This window comes from Arcticibacter sp., assembly GCF_053551015.1.
Genome location: NZ_JBMQOB010000015.1, coordinates 149,483 through 170,528 on the forward strand (window position 1 = coordinate 149,483; position 21,046 = coordinate 170,528).

Consider the following 21,046-nt stretch of genomic DNA (forward strand, 5'->3'; position numbering starts at 1 on the left):
GATGAGAACGCGAGCGTTAATATCCACGGTGATTTGCTGGCTGCCCTTCATCTGCATTTCGTATGCGCAGCCTGTTGACAGTGCAAGCAGGCATTTACCCAGCAGAACACTGCTGCTCAATGAGGTATTGATACGGCCAGAAAAAGATATTTATGAAGCAGCGAAAGACACCAGACAAAAGAGTCTGCAGGAGCTGACCGACAAGATCCTTGAATATACCCCGGGAATCAGCATGATACGCCGGGGGAACTTTGCTATGGAACCCACTATCCGCAGTTTAAACAGTGGGCAGATCACCACGACTATTGATGGCATGCGCGTTTTCGGCGCATGCACAGATAAGATGGATCCAGTCAGCTCCTACGTAGAACCCAACAACCTGGAGAGCATTTCCGTTTCTTACGATCCTGGCTTAAGCACCGGGGGCAGTAGTCTCGGCGGCGGCATCAACTTCCGTCTTAAAGAACCTTCATTCCGAGAAACCCCCAGGTGGTCAGGCCGCATAGGAACGGGGTTCGAGAGCAATGGAGCAGCTGTGCAAACCCTTGGAGGGCTGGACTATGGCCGTGCAGATCTGGCCTTTCAGATCAATGGGATTTTCAGAAGAAGTGACAACTACAAGGCCGCAGGAGGCCAGGAGATTGGATTTTCACAATATCGTAAATGGAATGGAAGCGCATCTGTGATGAGCAGGCTGGGAAGAACAGGTATTCTCAAAGCGAGCTATCTGCAGGATGAGGGACGGGACATCGGCTACCCGGCTCTTACGATGGATGTTTCCTTTGCGAAAGCAAGGATAGCAAGCCTTTCATACCTGTACGCTAATCAGCAGGGAACCATTCAATGGGAAACCAAGGCGTACTATAATAGCATCGACCATGCTATGGATGATACGAAGAGGCCCCCCGAAACGGTCAGCATGCATATGGATATGCCCGGCACATCCACCACCTCAGGCGGATTATCAACGCTTGATCTTCATTTGAATGATCAGCATCACATGAACATTAAAGTGGATGGATATCAGAACAAGCTGTCAGCCAGCATGACGATGTATCCGCCGGACGGATCTCCTATGTTTATGTACACGCTGGCATCTCCTGTAAGAAGCAGCATTGGAGTTTATGTAAGCGATGTTCTCTCACTTGGAAAGCGGACAAGCCTCACACCCTCTGCACGCCTGGAATACTATCATGATGATATCTGCGGAGAAGAAGCCAGGGAACAGCTATCAGGTATGTTCCCCGGAGATCTTTCAAGGAGAGGCCTGATAAGCAACCTCAGCATGGCTCTAGGCTTCAAGCCGGATGCACACTGGCTGCTGAATGCTTCTATTGCCCGGGGCGGGCGCGCAGCATCGCTGCAGGAGGCTTATGCCTTTTACATCTATAACCGCTTAGATGCCTACGATTATATAGGCAATCCGGATCTGAGCGGAGAATCGTCTGTCAATTTATCCATCAACTCCTCCTATCGTAATGAAAAGATCGAAGCATCAGCCAACCTGTTCCGCTACTTCATCAAAGACTACATTGCGGGATCGATCCTCGGAGGTTACAGCACCATGACCATTGGGGCGAATGGCGTAAAGCAATACATCAATCTTCCGTCAGCCCGGCTGTATGGAGGCGAAGTAGCCTTTAAATGGAGAGCAGGCGGAGGGCTGGTCGTAACCAGTTTGAACACCTTTACCCGGGGGGCTGATGGTGACGGGCTCGCTTTGCCTATGATCGCCCCTTTTAAAACCGTGAATACGATTGACTATAGCCTGAAAAAGTCTATTCTCCGGATAGAGGGAGTTACTAACACCTCTCAAAAACATGTTAGTACATCCCGATATGGTGAAACTGCCACACCAGCTTCCACTATACTAAACTTTTACATAGGAAAGCAGTTCGGCTTATCATCACTTCAGGCACTGAAGATCAATCTGGGGATTGAAAACATCCTGGACGAACACTATTATCAACATCTGGATATACAAAAGATAGCCCGTCCCGGAAGAAACCTTACTTGCCGGATGACGGTTCTTTTATAAAGCCCATTTCTACCAACCAGGCTTCACACAACTGAGTCCACATTTCTGTGGAGCCTGGATTGTTCCGCAAAGCGATAGAATGACCTCCCTGGGGGAAGACATGAAGACTGGACTGTACCTTATTGTCAAGCAAAGCCTGATAGAAGAGCAGCGAATTGTTCACGCTGACCGATTTATCGTTGAAAGCGTGTACGATAAAAGACGGTGGCGTGGTGGAACTTACATGCAGATTCGGAGAATACCGGGCAATCAATGCCTTCGAAGCATTCTCCCCCAGAAGATTCTTCCGGCTACCCACATGGGCAAACGTACCGAGGTCAATAACGGGAGATACCAGTATGGAGAAGTTGGGGCGTGCGGAGACCTTATCAAGGGAATCTCCAACAGAGGAAAGATCCTCAGTGCTTACACTCGTAAGAGCGGCAAGGTGTCCTCCGGCTGATGATCCCTGGATTCCGATCTTCGTTTTGTCGATCCCCCATATCGGAGCGTTCGACCGGATCAGCTTGATGGCTCGCTGAGCATCTTGCAGAGGGCCTGTATGACGATCCTTCAGATCCGGAGAATTAGGCAGACGATAATTTAACACGAACGCACTGATTCCAATGGTATTAAACCATTTGGCAAGCTGAGTTCCACTGATGACATAGGCCAGTCTTTCATATCCCCCGCCGGGACATATCAGCACAGCAGCCCCCTTGTTTTCAGTAGAAGAGGGAAAGAAGGCATACATTCCAGGAGTACCTACCTGATAAATCCGTTCATTCGCGACCGAGTCCCTCAAATGCAGATTTTTCGAATTCGGCATTCTACCCTCAGGCCATAGTGGAATAAACTCCTGAGCCTTCATCCGGGTTGACAGGCACAATAAAAGAAGGACGATAATTTGCAGCCGCATTTTTAATATTGATTAGCTTTCAGAATAAACATATATTCAAATATCTGCCGCAAATAAACAATAGTAAAATAAAAAGCTTATAATAATGCAACTGGATCGGTCACCTATGCAGAATTCGATGGAAAGTCCCGCAACTCTGAACCATTCCGATGAATATTACAAAAACCTGGTATATGCTATGCATCAAGGCTATGTGGGCCTGGAGATCACGTTTGATGAACACGAGCGACCAGTAGATATCCGCTGCCTGGAAGCGAATGCGGCGGCCAACAATATGCCGGGATTTCCGCTTTCGGGAATACTATTCTCTGAACTTCCCGAAGGTGGTAATCAAAGCAGGAGAGCCTGGCGAATTCCACGTTGCTGTAATCTTTGAAAATCAGGCGAAAAGGCAGCGCACTACCAATATCGAAGTTATCGACAAATACCTAACGCTATTCAATTCTATCGAACAAGGATTTTGCACTATTGAAGTGTTGTTTGATGATCAGGATGAAGCTATTGATTACCGCTTTCTGGAGGTAAACCCAGCTTTTGAACGCGAAACAGGATTGCGGAATGTAGTGGGCAAGACGATACGTCAACTGGTGCCAAATCCGGAGGATCACTGGTTTCGTATATATGGCGAGGTAGCCAAGACGGGCATTTCCCGGCACTTTGATGAATGGGCAGGGGCAGTAGGACGATGGTATGACGTATATGCCTTTCGCGTAGATGCTCCCAGGAAGCGCGGCGTGGCCATGCTCTTCAATGACATGAGCGAACGGAAAAATGCTGAGGAAGCCTACAAGCTAAATTTAGAGGAGCAAGTGAAGCTACGTACATTGGAGTTAAAAGAAAGCAGCGATTTGCTTAACTCTATTCTTGATACGAGCCTGATCGCCATGTCGCTTATGGAGGCTGTGCGCGATCAGAACGGATGCATCGTCGACTTCAGGATCCGTATGGTAAACGGACAGCTCGAGAAGCAAGTCGGCAGATGTGACCTGATCGGGAAACTCTACCGGGCGGAGTTCCCCGGGATTGAACCCAGTGGCATCTTCCGCACCATGCTCCGGGTTATGGAAACCGGTGAACCTCAAGGCATGGAGTACTTCTATCCTTTCGAGGGACTTAACAAGTGGTTTTCCTGCATGTTCGTCAAAATTGACGATGGGATCGCCGCAACGAATCTGGATATCAGCGAACGAAAACAAGCCGAAGAGGAGCGCTTCAGGAACTATCTTCTGCTACAGCAGTCGGAGGAACTTGCCGAGATGGGCAGCTGGGAATACGAACCACAGACAAACATTTTAAAATGGTCTGACGAGATGTACAAACTCTTTAAGATCAAGGCAGGTTCACCTGTTTCGCCGGAGGTATATATCAGGTACGTGACGGACAGCAGCCGCACAGTTGCCGAGCAGATGCTGGAACTTCTCCGGATGGGAAGTGATTCATTCGAAAAAACATTCGAAATCAGGGTCCCTGGGCAGCGTAAAGTACTTCACTTTAAAGCAATTGCTGTAAAGGGCTTCATGGATCAGCCGAGCCGGGTGCTAGGCATTACAATAGACATCACCTCATCCAGAAAAGCGGAAGAAAGGATCCGTCAGATGGAGGCAGCACAGCAACGGGAAATCTTCAAGGTCACCCTTGACACGCAGGAAGAAGAGCGGCGCCGGATATCAGAAAGTCTGCATGATGGACTGGGACAGCTATTATACGCCGTTAAGATCAGCATGAACAATCTCACTTTCAGATCAGCTACGCAAGAACAAGAGGAATTTCAGAAGGCAAAGAAATATGCAGAAGACCTACTGGCAGACGCCATCAGAAGCACGCGCCGGATCTCTCATACCTTGTCGCCCACGATATTGGAGGATTTTGGCTTAAAAGCTGCGGTCAAGTCTATTTGCGACCAGCTTGAGGGTGCTATCGAGTTCCGCTGTAAAGTCGCACTCGGTAATGTCATACTGGACAAATTCCTTGAGCTGGCTGTTTTTCGCGCAGTACAGGAACTGCTCACAAATGTTGTTAAACATTCTGAGGCAACTGATGCTTCGGCCGAAATCACCGATTATGATGATTCTGTGCTCATCGTTGTACAGGATAATGGAAAAGGGTTTGATGTTAAAAAAAGAGGGAGAAGCGGTATTGGTATCGCGTCGATCCGCAGCAAGGTGAAGCTCTTAAAAGGCAGTTTTTCTATTACTTCCAGTCCGGAAAGCGGAACAACAGTAAAGATTCGCCTTCCTGCTTATCGTGCCGGGAACTGAGAGGCTGGCAGATCCGGGCAGTTTGAGAACAGTCTACTGGTGAGACTCCAGATGCTTCCCGGCCCGGTTTTGAAGATCAATATATCACGTGTGCATTGCGACCACTAAAGCAAAAGGAGGTGAATGAGGTATATCAGAGCAGCTGTTGCATCTACATGCAGGTCTTGGTACCTTTTGGGTGCGGACGTGCATGTTACTCCAAAGTTATACGTCCCTTCTAAAGCAAACCCGGAATGTTGTTCCCTCGTTTTCTGCACTATTAACTACTAAGGTTCCCTGGTTGGCGTCCACGAATTTCTTTACCAGTACCAGTCCGATGCCGATACCAGTCTCATTATTTGTGCCTGCTGTACTAATATCCTTTCCTGATCTATGAAAAAGCTGCTGGATTTTATTTTCAGACATGCCTACTCCATTATCTTGTATACTGACGCATGTCGTCCCCTGATGGGCACCGTATAGAATGGCAATCCTTCCCTTAGCCGGTGTAAACTTAATGGCATTCGCTAACAGATTCTGGAGGATGATCTTAACGTGATCCCGGTCAGCATAGCTATACGCGTCTTTATCGATCTCGTGCCTGATTTCAATTCGTTTCTCAGTAGCTATATTTTGAAACACTGTCAGAACCTCCATCATGACCTCAGATAACTGAACCCGGGAGAAGCGAGCCGATATGCCCTCCTGCTGGCTCCTCGCCCAAACCAGCAAGTTATCGGTCATCGCGGAGGTAGCTGCAGTTTGCTCATACAACGTGTCAAGAAGATATGTCAACTCGTCCCTGTCAACCTCTACGGTTTTCAGGAGTTGCAAAGTACCCAGGATAGCAGCAAAGGGGCTTCTCAAGTCGTGACTGATAATCGAAAACAGCTGGTCTTTAGTCCGGTTGAGTTCGTTAAGTTCGCTGTTCTGCTGCTTTATTTCTTCCTTACGTTCTTCCAGGTGGACCGACTTTTTCGTGAGATCTTTATTCAGTCGATTTTTAACACGAACATTTCTGAACAATACAAAGAGCAAAAATATCAGTAAAGCAATAATAAACACACTGAGAAATAACACTTGCTTGCTGAGCAAACTTTTCTGAAGCGCCATCTCTTTCTCTTTTATCAACACCCGATTAACCGCCTTTTGATGGTTCAGCTGCAGAGCATTCAGTTCTTTCACCTTGCTTTCATTCAAGAGGCTATCACTGAAAGATTTATTAAGAAGCAGGTACTTATAGGCCAGCCGGTAATCACCGAGCTTTGCATACGAATGGTGTAACACCCTGAATGCTCGTTCGGCATCCCATTTAACCTTCTTCTTTTCTGCAAGTTCCAATCCCCTTCCCGCGTACTTTACCGCATTCCGATACCTTCCCTGTTTTTCAAAACACTGAGCGAGACCTGTGTACGCGAAGCTATTTTCCCAATCATTCTGATATTCATCGTTATTAAGAACCGAGCTGTAATATCTTATTGCTGCATCTATTTCATTCCTTTTGAAATGCGTATCTCCCAAACGGTTTGATGCCATAGCCTGCATGTTCAAATGCCTGATCTCTGTACTGATTTTTATAGCCTTAGAGAAGGCTGTCAGCGCGCTATCTGTCAAGTTGAGCTCGTTGTATGCCAAACCCATATTGAAATAGTTTGTCGATAAGCGATAACGGTCCCCAACCTTCATATTCAGAGTGGCAGCCTTACTAAATTCTTCAAGCGACAACTCTCTGTTACCCTGTGCCAAGTGTATAAGACCAATGACGTTGAGACAGATGGCTACTCCTGCAGGATGGTGTATACTTTCAGAAAGATTAAGACTTTTCAAAATGGAGCTAAGTGCCGGCTTATAGTCGCCTTTCATATAGTGCACCTTCGCTATGTTCGCGAGGGCTACAGACAATCCATACTTGAAATTGATCGATTCGGACAAGGTAACAGCCCTCTTTGAAAACAGCTCCACGCTATCGAAAACCTGTTCTTTCAGGTACTCATTGGCTAAATCATTAAGCCTGTTGACTTGCGCAGTATCAGGGCGAACGGCAGGAACAGACAAGTTCGATACCTCCTGTAATGAAGGGCGTTCCAGAGAATAGGCAGAATAACAAAAGAAAAGTAAGAGCTGGGCCAGCAGCGTAATCCTTGGCATAGTTCAAAAATGTGAAAAAAACCACATTTTACGATAAGAAGTTGCGTTAGTAGAAAATAAAGTTTAGAATATGCTCTCTGATGCTGTGATCACATACTCTACAGAGATACAGATGCCTGCCTCTGTTGCTGAGAATGGTCAGGGAGTTTCAAAGCAGAAGAGCGAAAATCACCCTCCCGGGGGTAACTGTATCTGAATCCGACTGCTATACCTGCCAGGTATGTCAGAATGCAGGCTATATTATGCTCGTAGACCAGAAACAGACTTGTAGCCAGTACGGCTAAATACACGTGCCAGAGTAATACAGACACACCGCCAAACTGAAGGGTATATCTTGATCCGCAAGTTGCAAGAGTAGCCGTCATAATGGAGAGCACACTTATAAATGCTCCTTCCATCATATGATTTCTGCCGGCAAAAGTCGGAAAGATCTGATGAGCCAAAAGGAAGACTGCAGAACCGGTGACAGCACTAACTGCATACAATCTGAGAACAGCCATGCATCCGGCACGCTTTTGAAGAATCCTTCCGAAAAACCACAATGCTCCCATGCTGAGCATGAATTCGTGAATTTCAGTATGTACAAACTGGTAAGTCATGACACTCCACCAATGAGAGGATAAACTTCCGATATCAGAAGACAGAATGAAATCGGTGATATTCTTTGATGCAGCTGACATGGCCAATATGAACAATGTCAAATGAGCCATAATCAATAGCTGGATACCTCGCTTGAATGGTGTTTGTTCGATTATTATCATCATCGTTCCTCCTTACAGAGAAACTTCCAAGAAGCACACCAAACATGTTCAGGAATCAGCTCAATGCAACAAAAATGTTATAATCTACTGATTATCTGAAAGGTCAGACTTATCCATAGAGCCATGACATAAAGCAGTCCCTGTTGATAAAAACCACACTATGCGCCGATATCTCACAGGAAATAGCACTATGCTCTCTTAGGGAAAAACATTTTCTGAAGCCATTTTCGCACAGGTACATCATAGAATCTCATGGAGCAGTAAGCCAGAAGCAGGGCCCCTGCTGCCGTCAACAAAGCTGCAGGCCACGATTGCTGAAAGGATAATTTCTCATTTGCAACCCAGGCAGTGTAGAGATAAATCAAGGGATAGTGAGTGATATAAATTGGATAAGATATATCTCCCAGGAAGGTGCAGAGCTTGTTTGCTTGCTTTCCCTCCACCTTTCCGCCCGCTCCAAGCCAGATAATGAGGGGAAACAGGATGATTACACAGATACTCTCGTAAAGGCCGTTCATCCATGGAACATCTACAGGAGGGATGCGTGGCAAAGAGAGCAATGTAACCAGCAGTAGCGAAGCAATAGGGAAGGCATAACGGGTAAACCTCAATTTACCTGTGCGAGCTAAGATCATTCCCGCCAGAAACGGAAAGGAAAGACGTGTAAATCCTATCATGAGCTGTCGCGGATCATCAATGGTCCAGCCGCCAACAAAATCACCCTGCGGATCCGTCAAGGCGAAACGTAAGGTAAAACCGAGAGCTATCAAAGCAAGAATGAACAGCATTACCGTCTTTAGTCGTCGTAAGACGATGGCATAGAGGAGATTCGCGATATATTCAAAAAAGAGTGACCAGGCGGGTCCGTTCAGTGGGTGCATCTCACTCCAACCGCGGATGTCGAGCCCTTTACCTACAGGGATCAGCGTACAGCCTATGATCATCACCATTATCAGTTTCCAGAAAGGCACCTCACTGATCCCACCCCAGCCGAGTGCTGCAGAATCCTGAAAATAAAAAAACAAGGCCCCAATAATAGATCCAGCTATAATCATGGGGTGGAGCCGAATAATTCTGCGCAAAAAGAACTGCTTGAGGGACATAATATTCCAACGGTCATCATACGCGTAGCTTATCACAAAACCTGATAGCATAAAGAAAAAGTCGACCGCGAGATATCCGTGATTAATAATTTGCTTAGTATGATCTCCTCCCGCATGCGCTTCGAGGATATGAAAAAGCACCACCACAATCGCCGCAACACCTCTTAATCCATCGAGGATTTGGTAGTGCGGCTTAGCATCAGGAAAACTATTGGTTTGCATCATCGTAATTTTATCGGCTAGTACTGGATTTAACCAGACCGGGCATCTTCCTGATATCCGACTGGCATTAAGGCGTAAAATAGGCTTTTTTGTCTCTTTCTAAAAAATATGCGCCTGAATATTTTTACCTGTAGCGTTTAGTTCCGGACTTACGTTCTTGTACTTATACTAACTAGCTTAAACGATGCACCACACTATCAAAGCCTTAACCTCAAGCCTCTGCCTGATTTTAATACTTTCTGCTTGTAAAAAAGATGAGCGTAGCGTTTCAGAATGGGGCCAACTTGCTCAAGCGAAACTGAGACAAATTGAAATACTCTCCAGTGACCTCCCCTGCCAGCAGCAGGCAAATGTCACCATCCAGGATCTGTCTAACGGCTGCTCTTCTAAGCTCTATCCCATCCTCAACTCTGACCTCAAAACATTCGAGAATCTAAAGGCGGAGTACTTCGATCTGGTGGGCAAGCAAACTGACGCGATGATCAAGGAGGGCGTTATTATAGACCCTTGCGTGGACATGCTTTGGAACCAGGAACAGCCTATCCGTCTTGAATGCAACAATAATAAGATCCAACTGATCACCTCTTATAATATCAGCGTAGACGAAGCAGGACCCCTTGCAGAAGACGCTTATAAACAGTTGATGAGACACGTAGACAGCGAGGTTTGTGCCGATAATTCCGGTTGGGATTATACAGCACTGGTGAGAGACAGTCCGTTGAGGATACAGTACATTCCTTTCTCAAGAAAAGGAGACGTAAAAGAACTTCAGAAAATAGCCTCGCTCTACAATGGTCTTAAATTGAGAATCATCAACAACTCCGGGGAACAGCCCATTTATGACAGTCAGCCCAAAAGAGTAAAAAGCGTAGAATGCGTAAACGGCAAGCCTAGTATTCTTTTTGCAGACTAACAACTCATATAAACATGAATCAAATCCTGAAAATGAGCCTGGCTTCAATTTGCCTCGTCATGCTATTATCATCTTGCAAAAAAGATGAACGTACAGCTAAAGATTGGCGGCAACTTACTGAAGCAAAGCTGGAAGAGATGCAATCATTAGGTAAAAACATTCCTTGCGATAAGCTATCTGATGTTTCACTACAGGAGGTGGTCACGGGATGTGGTGAACGATATTTCCCGGTGTTAAGGGCAGACATCGATAGATTCAACAAATTAAAAATTGAATACCAACGCTATTCAGAAGAGTTGAATAAAGCCATCGCTAAAGAAGGATGGGTACAGGATACGATGCCTTGCTGGGCTGTTTCATTGACCAGGGATCAACCCGTTCGATTGGAGTGCAGGAATGATAAGCTTGTCGTAATTACCACAGAAGACATCAGTATTGCCGAAGCAAAGACTCTGGCACAAATCACCTACAAGCAAGTAACTGATGATCTGAACGCACAAACATGTACAAGCGCCTCCAACTGGGGCTACGCCGCGTTGATTAAAGACTATACAAGGTCAGTGCAATTTGTACCGTATTCATCAACAGGAAGTCCACTGAATATGAAAAGAAACATTGTCCTCTATAACCGACTTATGATCAGGATCATTAACGCAGAGGGATCGGGTGATCTCACACCGAATATTCCTGCCGTAAAAGGAGTAGAATGTGTAAACGGTAAACCAAGGGTCCAGCTTATCAACTAGATGCCAGGTTTCCCTTGTGGTCTGATCATTCATACGAAATGCCCGGGTCGGTTTAATTTCCAATTCTGTTTTTCTCCTCGTTCACGCTCTGCTCAATCTGCTTGTTGCTAAACTTCTTTCCGGAACTAAAATTATAGCTCAGGGATATACTGAAAGTGCGTGTAGGCCGCTTCTGGTAGAAGTCAATCCTCGTCCCTTCATACAGTGTGTAGTTCTTTTCTCTTGCTGTATTCAGTATATCAGCAACGTTGAAGCGGAGCAACATGCTTCTGTCCAGAAACCTTCTCGATATACCGGCATCTGTTGCAAACTGGTATGCCACATACGTGTTGGCATTTACATAAGGCGAACGATAATCAACAGACAGATCAACGTCGCCCAGGTTTTTTATTGAGAATTCATGCTGTGTCCTGGCATAAAAAGTCGTCTGCCTGATGTTGTATTCATTTAAAGCATACCGCAGGTTATAAAGAGCAATAGAGGTGTTCGTCTTCCACCATCTGACAAGGCTAACAGGCGCGTTTAGAGATAATCCGTACTCTTTGCTGCTATTGAAATTCATCGTCTGATATTCAATCACTTTGTCTTGCATGGGTCTCGCCAACTGGGCGATCTTATCACTTGTACTTGAATAATATACGTCAGCGGAAAAACTCTTCCAGAAAACAGAGCCAAGCTCAAGCTTGTGCGTATATTCAGGCATCAGGTCGGGATTACCCAACTGGGTGAGATAATCATCAAACTGGAGCCGATAAGGGTTTAAATCTGCAAATGAAGGCCGCTGTATTCGTTTTGAATAACTCATATAAACTGAGCTAGCCTTCCTCTCATTTAACCTCCTGACAACAAAGACTGAGGGAAAAACACTAAAGTAATTCCTGTCGAACTGTTCGCCCGTCGTCACGGTATTCCCGTCCATCTTCGTAAATTCAGCTCTTAGTCCAACTTTAACATCTAGCTTTCCAAGCCGTTTCTCCATAGATGTGTAGGCCATAGAAAGTAGTTCTTTGTAGACGAACTGATTACTGAGCCTATCGTTGAGCTGCCACTTTCCCTCTGCGTAGTTCTCGTTTATCACCTCATTATCTCTTTTTGTCCCAACAATTTTGATTCCGGCCTTTAACGAAGTTGTTTTATTCAATACCTGGGTTAGATCCGACTGTATGCTATACAGGTCCGTGACATTAGGTGTATTGTTGCGGAAGTGGGAATTTCTCTGGCTTAGGCTATAGCTGGATTGGAAGTTGTTCAACTCCGTCTTCGTGCTGTTCAGATAGTCGCCAATAATCTTAAGTCCCGAGCCGAGGCTATCCATTTGTAAAGAATAGTTCAGGGTGAGACTGTTGAAGGACGGGCGTCTGAACCATTCAGACCTGGCAATACCCGTCATCGCCTCCGCCCCCCGCAATACAATGTCTGTGTCAAAATACTGATCTAAGCGACTGGCATTATGCATAAACTGGGCACCCAGCGACTGGCGTGCTCCAAGATCATAAGACGCTCCCGCCCTGTACATCAGTCGCCCGTTGTTATTGTACCGCCTTGTCAGACTTGAATATTGATCTTTGTCGGGATACTCTATCCCGGTAATGGCTACATAATCACTTTCATCCTTTCCTGCGGAGATAGTACCGCTCAGATAAAGGTTTTTGATCTTATAGTTCAAGGCGCTGCCGGCTGTATACGCCGGGCGCTCTTCCTGCTGCCGGTACTGACCGAACAGGGTGCCTACCATCCCGTCTTTCCTGCTCTTCTTCAAAACGATATGTATAATACCTCCTGATCCGGCGGCCTCGAACTCCGAGGGAGGACTGGAGATAATCTCGATCCTGCTGATATCTTCCGATTTTAAGGTTCGCAGATATTCTGCCAAATCAGATTCTGACATGCGTTGTACGACATCGTTAATCATGACGGCAACTGATTGATTCCCTTTTATCTTAATGGAACCATCACTACCAACCCATACGCCCGGGGATTTCTGTAACACTTCCAGTCCGTTATTTCCACTTTCAAGGAGGCTTCCTTCCACATTGACTACATACCGGTCAGTCCTGCGTTCAATAAGAGGTCTTTGGCTCCTCACAGAGACCGTTTTCAGCATGTTCTGCTCTTCCGTCAGCGTCAGACTACCAGTTAAAGTAGTATCAGGATAAGTAAAAACAAACGATAGCGGTCTGTACCCCAATGAGGAGGCCGTGAGACGATACTTTTGATTTACAGCAAACGGGTAGGCCAGCTGATATACACCTGCTTCGTCGCTCATGGAACCGGTTAGCAGGATATCATCCCTGAAAAGTGCCAGGGAAACAAAGGGAACATGCTTGCCAGCAGAATCTACCGTACGGCCCCTCAGCCTTGTTCCCTTGCCCGGGTCACTGCCTGCTGCCTGCGAACTAGTCTTCACTTTACTTCGCTCCTGTCCATGAAGAGCAAGGTTTGCGAAAAGCAACAAAGAAACGATAAGGATCGGCTTCATCTATAAGGCGGGGTTTAGGTATTAACGAATATAGCTAAGCATGTTGAGATATATTCCTTCCAAAATGAAAAAACCCTTCCATTTTGAAATGGTCAGGATTATTATGCTTACCAGAAACCAGGCGTTACGGGCTTTAATGATCAATGAACACCCTAAAATTCGAGACTACCGAATTCAGGCATTACATTTGTCTCCGAGATCGTTAAAGCGATAATGATATGACTTGCTCGTGCTATATTCCTAGCTTGCGAATAATTTCATGGCGCACCGATGTTAAATTCACCCTGTTAATATACCAGCTGCTGAGATGCAAAATACTGTTCTGATAATAGATGACGAAATAAAGCTGTGCAACCTCCTGGCACGAATTATAGGGCTTGAGGGTTTTACAGTACTTCAGGCCCACACAGGCAAAGAAGGATTGAAAATCCTGAAAAACGATGACGTTCAGGTAGTCCTAAGTGACGTAAAACTTCCGGACTTCAACGGTGTGGATTTGGTCAAAGAGATCAAAAAGATCAGGCCAGGTGCCGAGGTCATCAATTTAACTGCGTTTGGTACCATCGCTGACGGCGTTATGGCCATGCGAAATGGAGCATTCGACTATATCACCAAGGGAGACGATAACGACAAGATCATTCCCCTTGTTTACAAGGCGATGGAGAAAGCGCGGTTAAACGCCCGCGTTGTTGAACTGGAGAAAAAGATTGCACGCAGATACAGTTTCGATTCCATCCTCGGAAAGTCAAGAGCCATCAGAGAGGCTGTCGCCCTTGCGCAGCGCGTCGCCGGCACCAGTACAACCGTATTGCTGCTGGGTGAAACTGGAACAGGAAAAGAAGTATTTGCCCAATCTATCCATTATGAAAGCGCGAGAAGATCAAAGCCCTTCGTGGCAGTGAACTGCAGCGGTTTCAACCCAGAGCTTCTTGAAAGTGAACTGTTTGGATATAAGGCTGGTGCATTCACGGGCGCATTGAAAGATAAAAAGGGATTGCTTGAGGAAGCACATGAAGGAACCATATTCCTGGATGAGATTGGAGAAATGAACCTGGACCTTCAGGCCAAGTTACTTCGTGTACTGGAGAGCCACACCTATATCAAAGTGGGGGACACTCAAACCAGCAAGGTCGATGTGAGGATCATCGCTGCTACCAACCGGGACTTGAAAAAAGAGGCCGATGAGGGCAGATTTCGTCTGGATCTTTTCTACCGTCTCTCGGTATTCTCCATTGAATTGCCTTCGCTGGCGCACCGCCGTGAAGATATTATGCTGATTGCGAAGCATTATCTTGCTGAATTTACAACTAAAGTAAACCGGCCTGCCATGGAAATGGACGAAGAGTTCGAACGCCTCCTCGTGAGCCATAAGTGGAAAGGCAATATCAGAGAACTTAAAAACATCATGGAGAGAGCAGTCATCCTTACAGATTCCGACATGATCACATCGGCCCTTCTTCCTGCTGAATTCCACGATGAGACCAGGAATGCAGACCCGCTAAATATGCAGGATATGGAAAGACAGCATATTACAAAAGTACTTAGGTATACAAAAGGGAATAAGACGGAAGCAGCGCGCCTGCTCGGAATAGGTCTTACCACCTTATACAGAAAGATCGACGAGTACAGGATCTAAATAGTTGATCCCTATCTTTTCATTTCAGCAAAGACCCTTCCAAAATGGAAGGGTCTTTTTTATTTAAAAAGAACTTCGACTGAAAAAACAAACCACAACACACTAATAACCAACATCTTAAAAATATTCCCTTCATTATGGCACCCGGATTGGAATAGTGGCATCAAAAGAAAACGCTATGCTTACCATCCTACTACTCGTCGCCCTGCTATTTCTATGCCGGGCCGCTTACAAATCGATCGACTTATTCGAAAAAATCTAAAGCATTATGACTGCATTATTCATCATTGCCATCATCGTATTCATCTATATGATTTACGTGCTGATCAGGCCGGAAAAATTTTAATTGAACATCATGAACACAGAATTACTTGGAATTATTGTAACCTACCTGCTTACCCTGGTAATTGCCATTCCCCTCGGTGGCTACCTGGCGAAGATATTTGCGGGAGAGAGAGTCTGGACCGACTTTCTAAAACCAATTGAATCCGGCATTTACAAGCTTTCCGGGATCAATCCAAAAGAGGAAATGAACTGGAAGCAACATATGAAAGCTCTGCTGACGATCAACATGGTGTGGCTCCTCTACGGCTTTTTTGTTCTCATGTACCAGGACAAGCTTCCTCTCAACCCCGACGGAAATCCAGGTATGAGCCCGGACCTGTCATTTAACACCATCATCAGTTTCGTTGTAAATTGCAATCTACAACATTACTCCGGAGAGAGCGGACTCACCTATCTGACTCAGCATTTCGTCGTGATGTTCCTGCAGTTTGTGAGCGCCGCCACCGGCATAGCTGCCGCAGTAGTGTTCTTCAAGGCATTCAGAGAGAAAACGAGCACCACACTTGGTAATTTCTGGGTCTTCTTCGTTAAGTCGATCACGAGACTCCTGTTACCCTTAAGCCTTGTCATTGCCACCATTCTCGCATTAAACGGAAGTCCTGCGAGCTATGAGGGTAAAGATCAATACATTTCTCTTCAGGGGGATACCGTAAATGTCTCCAGAGGTCCCGCTGCCGGTATGATCGCCATTAAGCATCTGGGTACGAACGGCGGCGGATGGTTCGGTGTCAACTCTTCGCATCCGCTTGAGAACCCCAATTATCTAAGCAATATGGTAGAGCTGATTGCACAGGTGATTATCCCAATTGCGATGATTGTCGCCTTCGGAATATTTATCCGCCGGAAAAAGTTAGCCTGGATAATCTTCGGGGTGATGACTATAGGTATGCTTCTTCTGTTGATTCCGACAATAAGTTCAGAGTTAGGTGGCAACCCGGCAATTGCTAAATTGGGCGTTTCCCAGGAAACAGGCGCTATGGAAGGTAAAGAGGTGCGGTTCGGACCAGCTATATCAGCATACTGGAGCACCGTGACCACCATCATCTCGACAGGCTCTGTCAACAGCATGCACGATAGCACCATGCCCCTAACAGGCCTGTGGCAACTCTTAGCCATGATGATCAATGCATTCTATGGCGGTTGTGGTGTAGGTTTGCTCAACTACTTCATTTATCTGATTATCGCTGTCTTTATATCCGGGCTAATGGTGGGACGCACCCCTGAGTTTCTAGGTCATAAAGTGGAAGCCAGGGAGGTGAAAATCGCGGCACTTATCACCCTTCTAAGTCCATTCCTTATCCTCGCGGGAACCGCGATCACGACCTATGTATTTACGGAGCATGGGGATGCAGCCTGGGCCGTACAACCGCAAAACTGGCTCAACAATCCTGGTTTTCATGGCTTCTCTGAAATGTTGTATGAAGTAACCTCTGCAAACGCCAACAACGGGTCAGGTTTTGAAGGGCTGGGCGACAACAACGTGCTGTGGAATATGCTGACCGGCTTCATCCTGTTCCTGGGACGCTTCCTGCCGATCATTGGCCCCTTAGCCATTGCAGGCCTGCTCGGCTCCAAAAAATACATCCCTGAATCAGCCGGAACCCTGAAAACAGATACGCTGACTTTTGGTATGATGACGTTTGCGGTGATCCTCGTACTCAATGCACTCTCCTATTTCCCTGCCTTGACTCTGGGGCCGTTGGCTGAATACTTCTCGATGCTTAAATAAAGTTCTATGAAACGATTGTGAACTGGCAAAAAAGCGTGCTCATGATCGCTTCATCACTGTTAAAAACAATAATACGTTGATGAAAAATCCTAATAAATTATTTGAACCTGCTCTCGTTCAGGACGCAATAAAGCAGTCGTTTATCAAGCTTGACCCACGGTCAATGATCAAAAACCCGGTCATGTTTACCGTAATGATTGGCACCCTGATCATGGCTTGCGTAACCTTATACTCTTTAAATAATCCGGGGCAGGGCTCGCCTGCATACAACCTTCTAATCTTCGTTATCCTCTTTCTTACTGTCTTGTTCGCAAACTTTGCCGAAGCTATTGCTGAAGCGCGAGGCAAAGCGCAGGCAGACTCCTTAAGGAAGACCCGGACCGAGACTCCGGCCAAGATGGTAATGGAAGACGGAAGAATCGAAGTCCGGTCCTCCAGCCTGCTTAAAAAAGGTGACATTTTCATTTGTCAGGCCGGAGATACGATACCATCCGATGGAGAAATCATTGAAGGTATCGCCACGATAGACGAGTCTGCAATAACCGGAGAGTCTGCTCCTGTTATCCGCGAGTCCGGCGGGGATAAATCATCTGTTACCGGTGGCACGAAGGTGCTGTCAGACCAGATTAAGGTACTTGTCAATACCCAGCCGGGGGAGAGCTTTCTTGACAAGATGATTGCTCTCGTAGAGGGAGCATCAAGGCAGAAAACCCCTAACGAAATCGCCCTGACCATACTGCTGGCCAGCTTTACCATCGTGTTCATCATCGTATGCGTCACCTTGAAGCCATTTGCTAATTACGCAAACACGCCGGTAACTATTGCCGCCCTGATCTCCCTGTTTGTGTGTCTCATCCCGACGACAATTGGCGGCCTACTGTCTGCTATCGGAATTGCCGGAATGGACCGGGCTTTACGTGCGAACGTGATAACCAAGTCGGGTAAAGCCGTTGAAACAGCAGGCGACATTGATGTGCTGCTGTTAGACAAGACCGGAACCATTACGATCGGCAACAGGAAAGCCACTCACTTCTATCCTGCCCCGGGAATAGCTGACACTGAGTTTATCAAAGCCTGCGTACTGAGCTCTCTTGCCGACGAGACACCAGAAGGAAGGTCGATCATCGAACTGGCGCTGGCTCAGAACTACAAAATGGCACCTGCTCCCGAAGGCTCCTCCTTCATCAGATTCACTGCAGAAACCCGCTCCAGCGGATTAGATACTGCAGACGGCAGAAGGATCAGGAAAGGGGCATTTGACGCTATCCATAATATGGTGAAGGCCTCAGGTCAGAGCTTCCCGACCGAAACTGAAGATCAGGTAAAGAAGATATCCGGTAACGGAGGGACTCCGTTAGTGGTTGCGCTTAATGAACAGGCTATGGGGGTAATAGAACTTCAGGACATTATTAAGCCCGGCATCAGCGAACGCTTTGAACGCCTCAGAAAGATGGGTGTCAAGACCGTAATGGTAACGGGGGACAATCCGCTGACTGCCAGGTTCATTGCTGAAAAAGCCGGAGTAGACGACTTCATCGCTGAAGCAAGGCCCGAAGACAAGATGAATTACATCAAGGCTGAACAGGCCGAGGGCAAGCTTGTAGCCATGATGGGCGATGGCACCAATGACGCACCCGCACTCGCACAGGCTGATGTAGGAGTAGCAATGAACAGCGGTACTCAGGCGGCGAAAGAAGCGGGTAACATGGTCGATCTCGACAATGATCCCACCAAGCTTATTGAGATCGTTGAAATAGGCAAGCAGTTGCTGATCACACGCGGCACCCTTACCACCTTCTCCATTGCGAATGATGTGGCCAAATATTTTGCCATTGTACCCGCACTATTTATTGCCTCCATTCCTGCCTTGCAGAGTCTGAACATCATGGGACTGCATAGTCCCGAAAGTGCCATTTTATCTGCCGTTATCTTCAATGCCATCATCATCCCTCTGTTGATTCCCCTCGCGCTGAAAGGTGTGGCTTATAAGCCGATAGGAGCCAGTGCGCTGCTCCGGCATAACCTTTTGGTTTTTGGACTTGGCGGTGTGGTCGCGCCCTTCGCCGGCATTAAGCTGATCGACATCCTGGTTGGCCTGTTTATTTAATTATCGAGAAATATGAAAAAGTACCTTATACAATCCATCCGCCTTACAGCAGTCCTCATGGTTTTACTCTGCATCATCTATCCCCTTAGCATCGCCTTCGTCGGCAAACTTTCCCCCGGCGGAGGAGGCGGTGAGAAGATCACCAGAAACGGAAAAGTAGTCGGTTATGCACGACTGGGGCAATCATTTTCCAAGCCTGAGTACTTCTGGGGGCGCCCTTCCGCTGCCGGCTACAACGCAGCCGGATCCGCGGGATCCAATAAGGGCGCATCTAACACTGACTATCTCCAGCAGGTTTCAGACCGGATAGATACCTTGATCAAATACCACCCTGGCCTGAAGAAAGCAGACATCCCTGCAGATATGGTTACTGCGTCCGGGAGCGGACTTGATCCTGATATATCAGTACCGGGAGCTATGATCCAGGTTAAAAGAGTTGCCGCCTATCGCAGGCTGGACGAAAAACAAGTGGCCGACTTGGTTGCCACGCACACGAAAAAACCATTGCTGGGACTACTGGGTCCCTCTTCGGTGAACGTACTTCAGCTCAACATCGCACTAGACGAACTGAAAAATCAGAATTTATAATACGACCACATTCATGAAAAAACTCTTCATATTAGCAACTGCTTTAACAAGCGCTTCTGTTTGCTACGCACAAAACGATCCTGCCATTAAAGTAAGCGGATACATAGAGACCTACTTTGGCTACGACTTTAACAAACCCACAGACAACACCAGGCCTGGATTCGTCTATTCGCATAACCGCCACAATGAAGTAAACCTCAATCTTGGATTCATCAAAGGGAGCTATGACAATGGATTGGTAAGAGTTAATGTGGCCCTGATGGCCGGAACATACGCCAATGCCAACCTGGCTGCAGAGCCTGGTGTTTTGAAAAACATCTACGAGGCAAATGCCGGGATAAAGCTTTCCCCTTCCAGTAACCTGTGGCTGGATGCAGGAATTTTCCCTTCGCACATTGGCTTTGAAAGCGCCATATCCAAAGACTGCTGGGTACTGACGAGAAATATTTCATCCGAAAACACACCCTATTATGAAGCAGGGGCAAAACTAAGTTACGGCACTGACGACGGTAAACTTACAGCATCCCTACTCTATCTAAATGGCTGGCAACGGATTACCCGCCAGTACGGCAACGGACAGCCTGCCGGCGGACTGCAACTCACCTGGAAGCCGCTCTCTTCGCTCAGCCTGAATTACAGCAGCTACCTGGGAACAGAGGGTGCTGATTCTATTCGCGTAAGACGATTGTATCATAATGTTTATAGTGTCATTCAAGTCAGCTCACATCTCGGAATTACTCTCGGCTTCGATTACGGGACTCAGCAGCGCGAAAAAGGCAGTAACCGGAAAAATGAGGTATTTTCCCCGGTTGCCATCGCTCAATACCGAATCAGCAGTAAATTAGCCCTTGCCGCAAGAGCAGAATATTTCCACGATCAAAATGGAATGTTGATCGCTTCCTCAACGGGGCACGGGTTTAACACCAGTGGATATTCCGTGAATATCGACTACGCCCCCGTCAGCAATGCTCTATTGCGACTGGAAGGTAAAATGTACAACAGCAAAGATGATATTTTTTTCAGGAGGGAGACGCTGAGCGACAGAAATGAGTTGATCACAGCAAGTATAGCCATCTCTTTCTAAGGCTCCATTCAA

Annotated in this window: 16 protein-coding genes; 11 read left to right on the forward strand and 5 right to left on the reverse strand. The window is 46.7% G+C overall.

Going from position 1 to position 21,046, the window contains the following annotated elements:
• The first annotated feature begins 1 nt into the window (after position 1).
• Positions 2–2,038, forward strand: coding sequence for a TonB-dependent receptor plug domain-containing protein (locus tag ACO1NU_RS09040; RefSeq protein WP_448818149.1), 2,037 nt, complete (start codon positions 2–4; stop codon positions 2,036–2,038).
• Here the strand turns inward: ACO1NU_RS09040 and ACO1NU_RS09045 are convergent.
• The gene (locus ACO1NU_RS09045) at positions 2,010–2,936 is read right to left on the reverse strand and encodes an alpha/beta hydrolase (protein WP_448818150.1); all 927 of its coding nucleotides are present in this window, start codon (positions 2,934–2,936) and stop codon (positions 2,010–2,012) included. The genes ACO1NU_RS09040 and ACO1NU_RS09045 overlap by 29 nt on opposite strands.
• 85 nt (positions 2,937–3,021) lie before the next feature.
• Here ACO1NU_RS09045 and ACO1NU_RS09050 point away from each other — a divergent pair, with 85 nt between their 5' ends.
• Entirely contained in the window at positions 3,022–3,312 is a 291-nt protein-coding gene (locus tag ACO1NU_RS09050; protein ID WP_448818151.1) for a hypothetical protein, read from the forward strand.
• Positions 3,260–5,194: an ATP-binding protein gene (locus ACO1NU_RS09055; RefSeq protein ID WP_448818152.1), complete on the forward strand. Its 1,935-nt coding sequence runs from the start codon at positions 3,260–3,262 to the stop codon at positions 5,192–5,194. Before ACO1NU_RS09050 ends, ACO1NU_RS09055 begins: the two co-directional genes overlap by 53 nt.
• Before the next feature lie 204 nt (positions 5,195–5,398).
• On the opposite strand, the gene ACO1NU_RS09060 is transcribed toward ACO1NU_RS09055, so the two are convergent.
• The 3 genes from ACO1NU_RS09060 to ACO1NU_RS09070 form a co-directional block, all read right to left on the reverse strand.
• On the reverse strand, positions 5,399–7,321 hold the full coding sequence (locus tag ACO1NU_RS09060; protein ID WP_448818153.1) for a tetratricopeptide repeat-containing sensor histidine kinase: 1,923 nt from the start codon (positions 7,319–7,321) through the stop codon (positions 5,399–5,401).
• Between the two features lie 98 nt (positions 7,322–7,419).
• Positions 7,420–8,085, reverse strand: a complete 666-nt coding sequence (locus ACO1NU_RS09065; protein ID WP_448818154.1) for a rhomboid family intramembrane serine protease — start codon at positions 8,083–8,085, stop codon at positions 7,420–7,422.
• Positions 8,086–8,270: 185 nt separating this feature from the next.
• Positions 8,271–9,410, reverse strand: coding sequence for an acyltransferase family protein (locus ACO1NU_RS09070; protein ID WP_448818155.1), 1,140 nt, complete (start codon positions 9,408–9,410; stop codon positions 8,271–8,273).
• Positions 9,411–9,591: 181 nt separating this feature from the next.
• Between ACO1NU_RS09070 and ACO1NU_RS09075 the strand changes: the two genes are divergently transcribed.
• The gene (locus ACO1NU_RS09075) at positions 9,592–10,320 is read left to right on the forward strand and encodes a hypothetical protein (RefSeq protein ID WP_448818156.1); all 729 of its coding nucleotides are present in this window, start codon (positions 9,592–9,594) and stop codon (positions 10,318–10,320) included.
• Between the two features lie 14 nt (positions 10,321–10,334).
• Complete coding sequence (locus tag ACO1NU_RS09080; protein ID WP_448818157.1) at positions 10,335–11,066, forward strand: hypothetical protein; 732 nt, start codon at positions 10,335–10,337, stop codon at positions 11,064–11,066.
• Between the two features lie 52 nt (positions 11,067–11,118).
• Here the strand turns inward: ACO1NU_RS09080 and ACO1NU_RS09085 are convergent, their stop codons facing one another.
• The gene (locus ACO1NU_RS09085) at positions 11,119–13,545 is read right to left on the reverse strand and encodes an outer membrane beta-barrel protein (RefSeq protein WP_448818158.1); all 2,427 of its coding nucleotides are present in this window, start codon (positions 13,543–13,545) and stop codon (positions 11,119–11,121) included.
• A gap of 307 nt (positions 13,546–13,852) precedes the next feature.
• On the opposite strand from ACO1NU_RS09085, the gene ACO1NU_RS09090 reads away from it, so the two are divergent.
• The 6 genes from ACO1NU_RS09090 to ACO1NU_RS09115 all read left to right on the forward strand — a co-directional run bounded on the left by ACO1NU_RS09090 (position 13,853) and on the right by ACO1NU_RS09115 (position 21,034).
• Complete coding sequence (locus tag ACO1NU_RS09090; protein ID WP_448818159.1) at positions 13,853–15,181, forward strand: sigma-54-dependent transcriptional regulator; 1,329 nt, start codon at positions 13,853–13,855, stop codon at positions 15,179–15,181.
• A gap of 268 nt (positions 15,182–15,449) precedes the next feature.
• Complete coding sequence (locus tag ACO1NU_RS09095) at positions 15,450–15,527, forward strand: potassium-transporting ATPase subunit F (RefSeq protein ID WP_448818310.1); 78 nt, start codon at positions 15,450–15,452, stop codon at positions 15,525–15,527.
• Positions 15,528–15,536: 9 nt separating this feature from the next.
• Complete coding sequence (gene kdpA / locus ACO1NU_RS09100) at positions 15,537–17,255, forward strand: potassium-transporting ATPase subunit KdpA (RefSeq protein WP_448818160.1); 1,719 nt, start codon at positions 15,537–15,539, stop codon at positions 17,253–17,255.
• 79 nt (positions 17,256–17,334) lie between these two features.
• Positions 17,335–19,362 carry a potassium-transporting ATPase subunit KdpB gene (gene kdpB, locus ACO1NU_RS09105; RefSeq protein ID WP_448818161.1) on the forward strand — a complete coding sequence of 676 codons (2,028 nt, stop codon included), beginning with the start codon at positions 17,335–17,337 and terminating at the stop codon, positions 19,360–19,362.
• Positions 19,363–19,374: 12 nt separating this feature from the next.
• Positions 19,375–19,950, forward strand: a complete 576-nt coding sequence (locus tag ACO1NU_RS09110; RefSeq protein ID WP_448818162.1) for a K(+)-transporting ATPase subunit C — start codon at positions 19,375–19,377, stop codon at positions 19,948–19,950.
• Between the two features lie 13 nt (positions 19,951–19,963).
• Positions 19,964–21,034: a porin gene (locus tag ACO1NU_RS09115; RefSeq protein WP_448818163.1), complete on the forward strand. Its 1,071-nt coding sequence runs from the start codon at positions 19,964–19,966 to the stop codon at positions 21,032–21,034.
• Positions 21,035–21,046 lie beyond the last annotated feature (12 nt).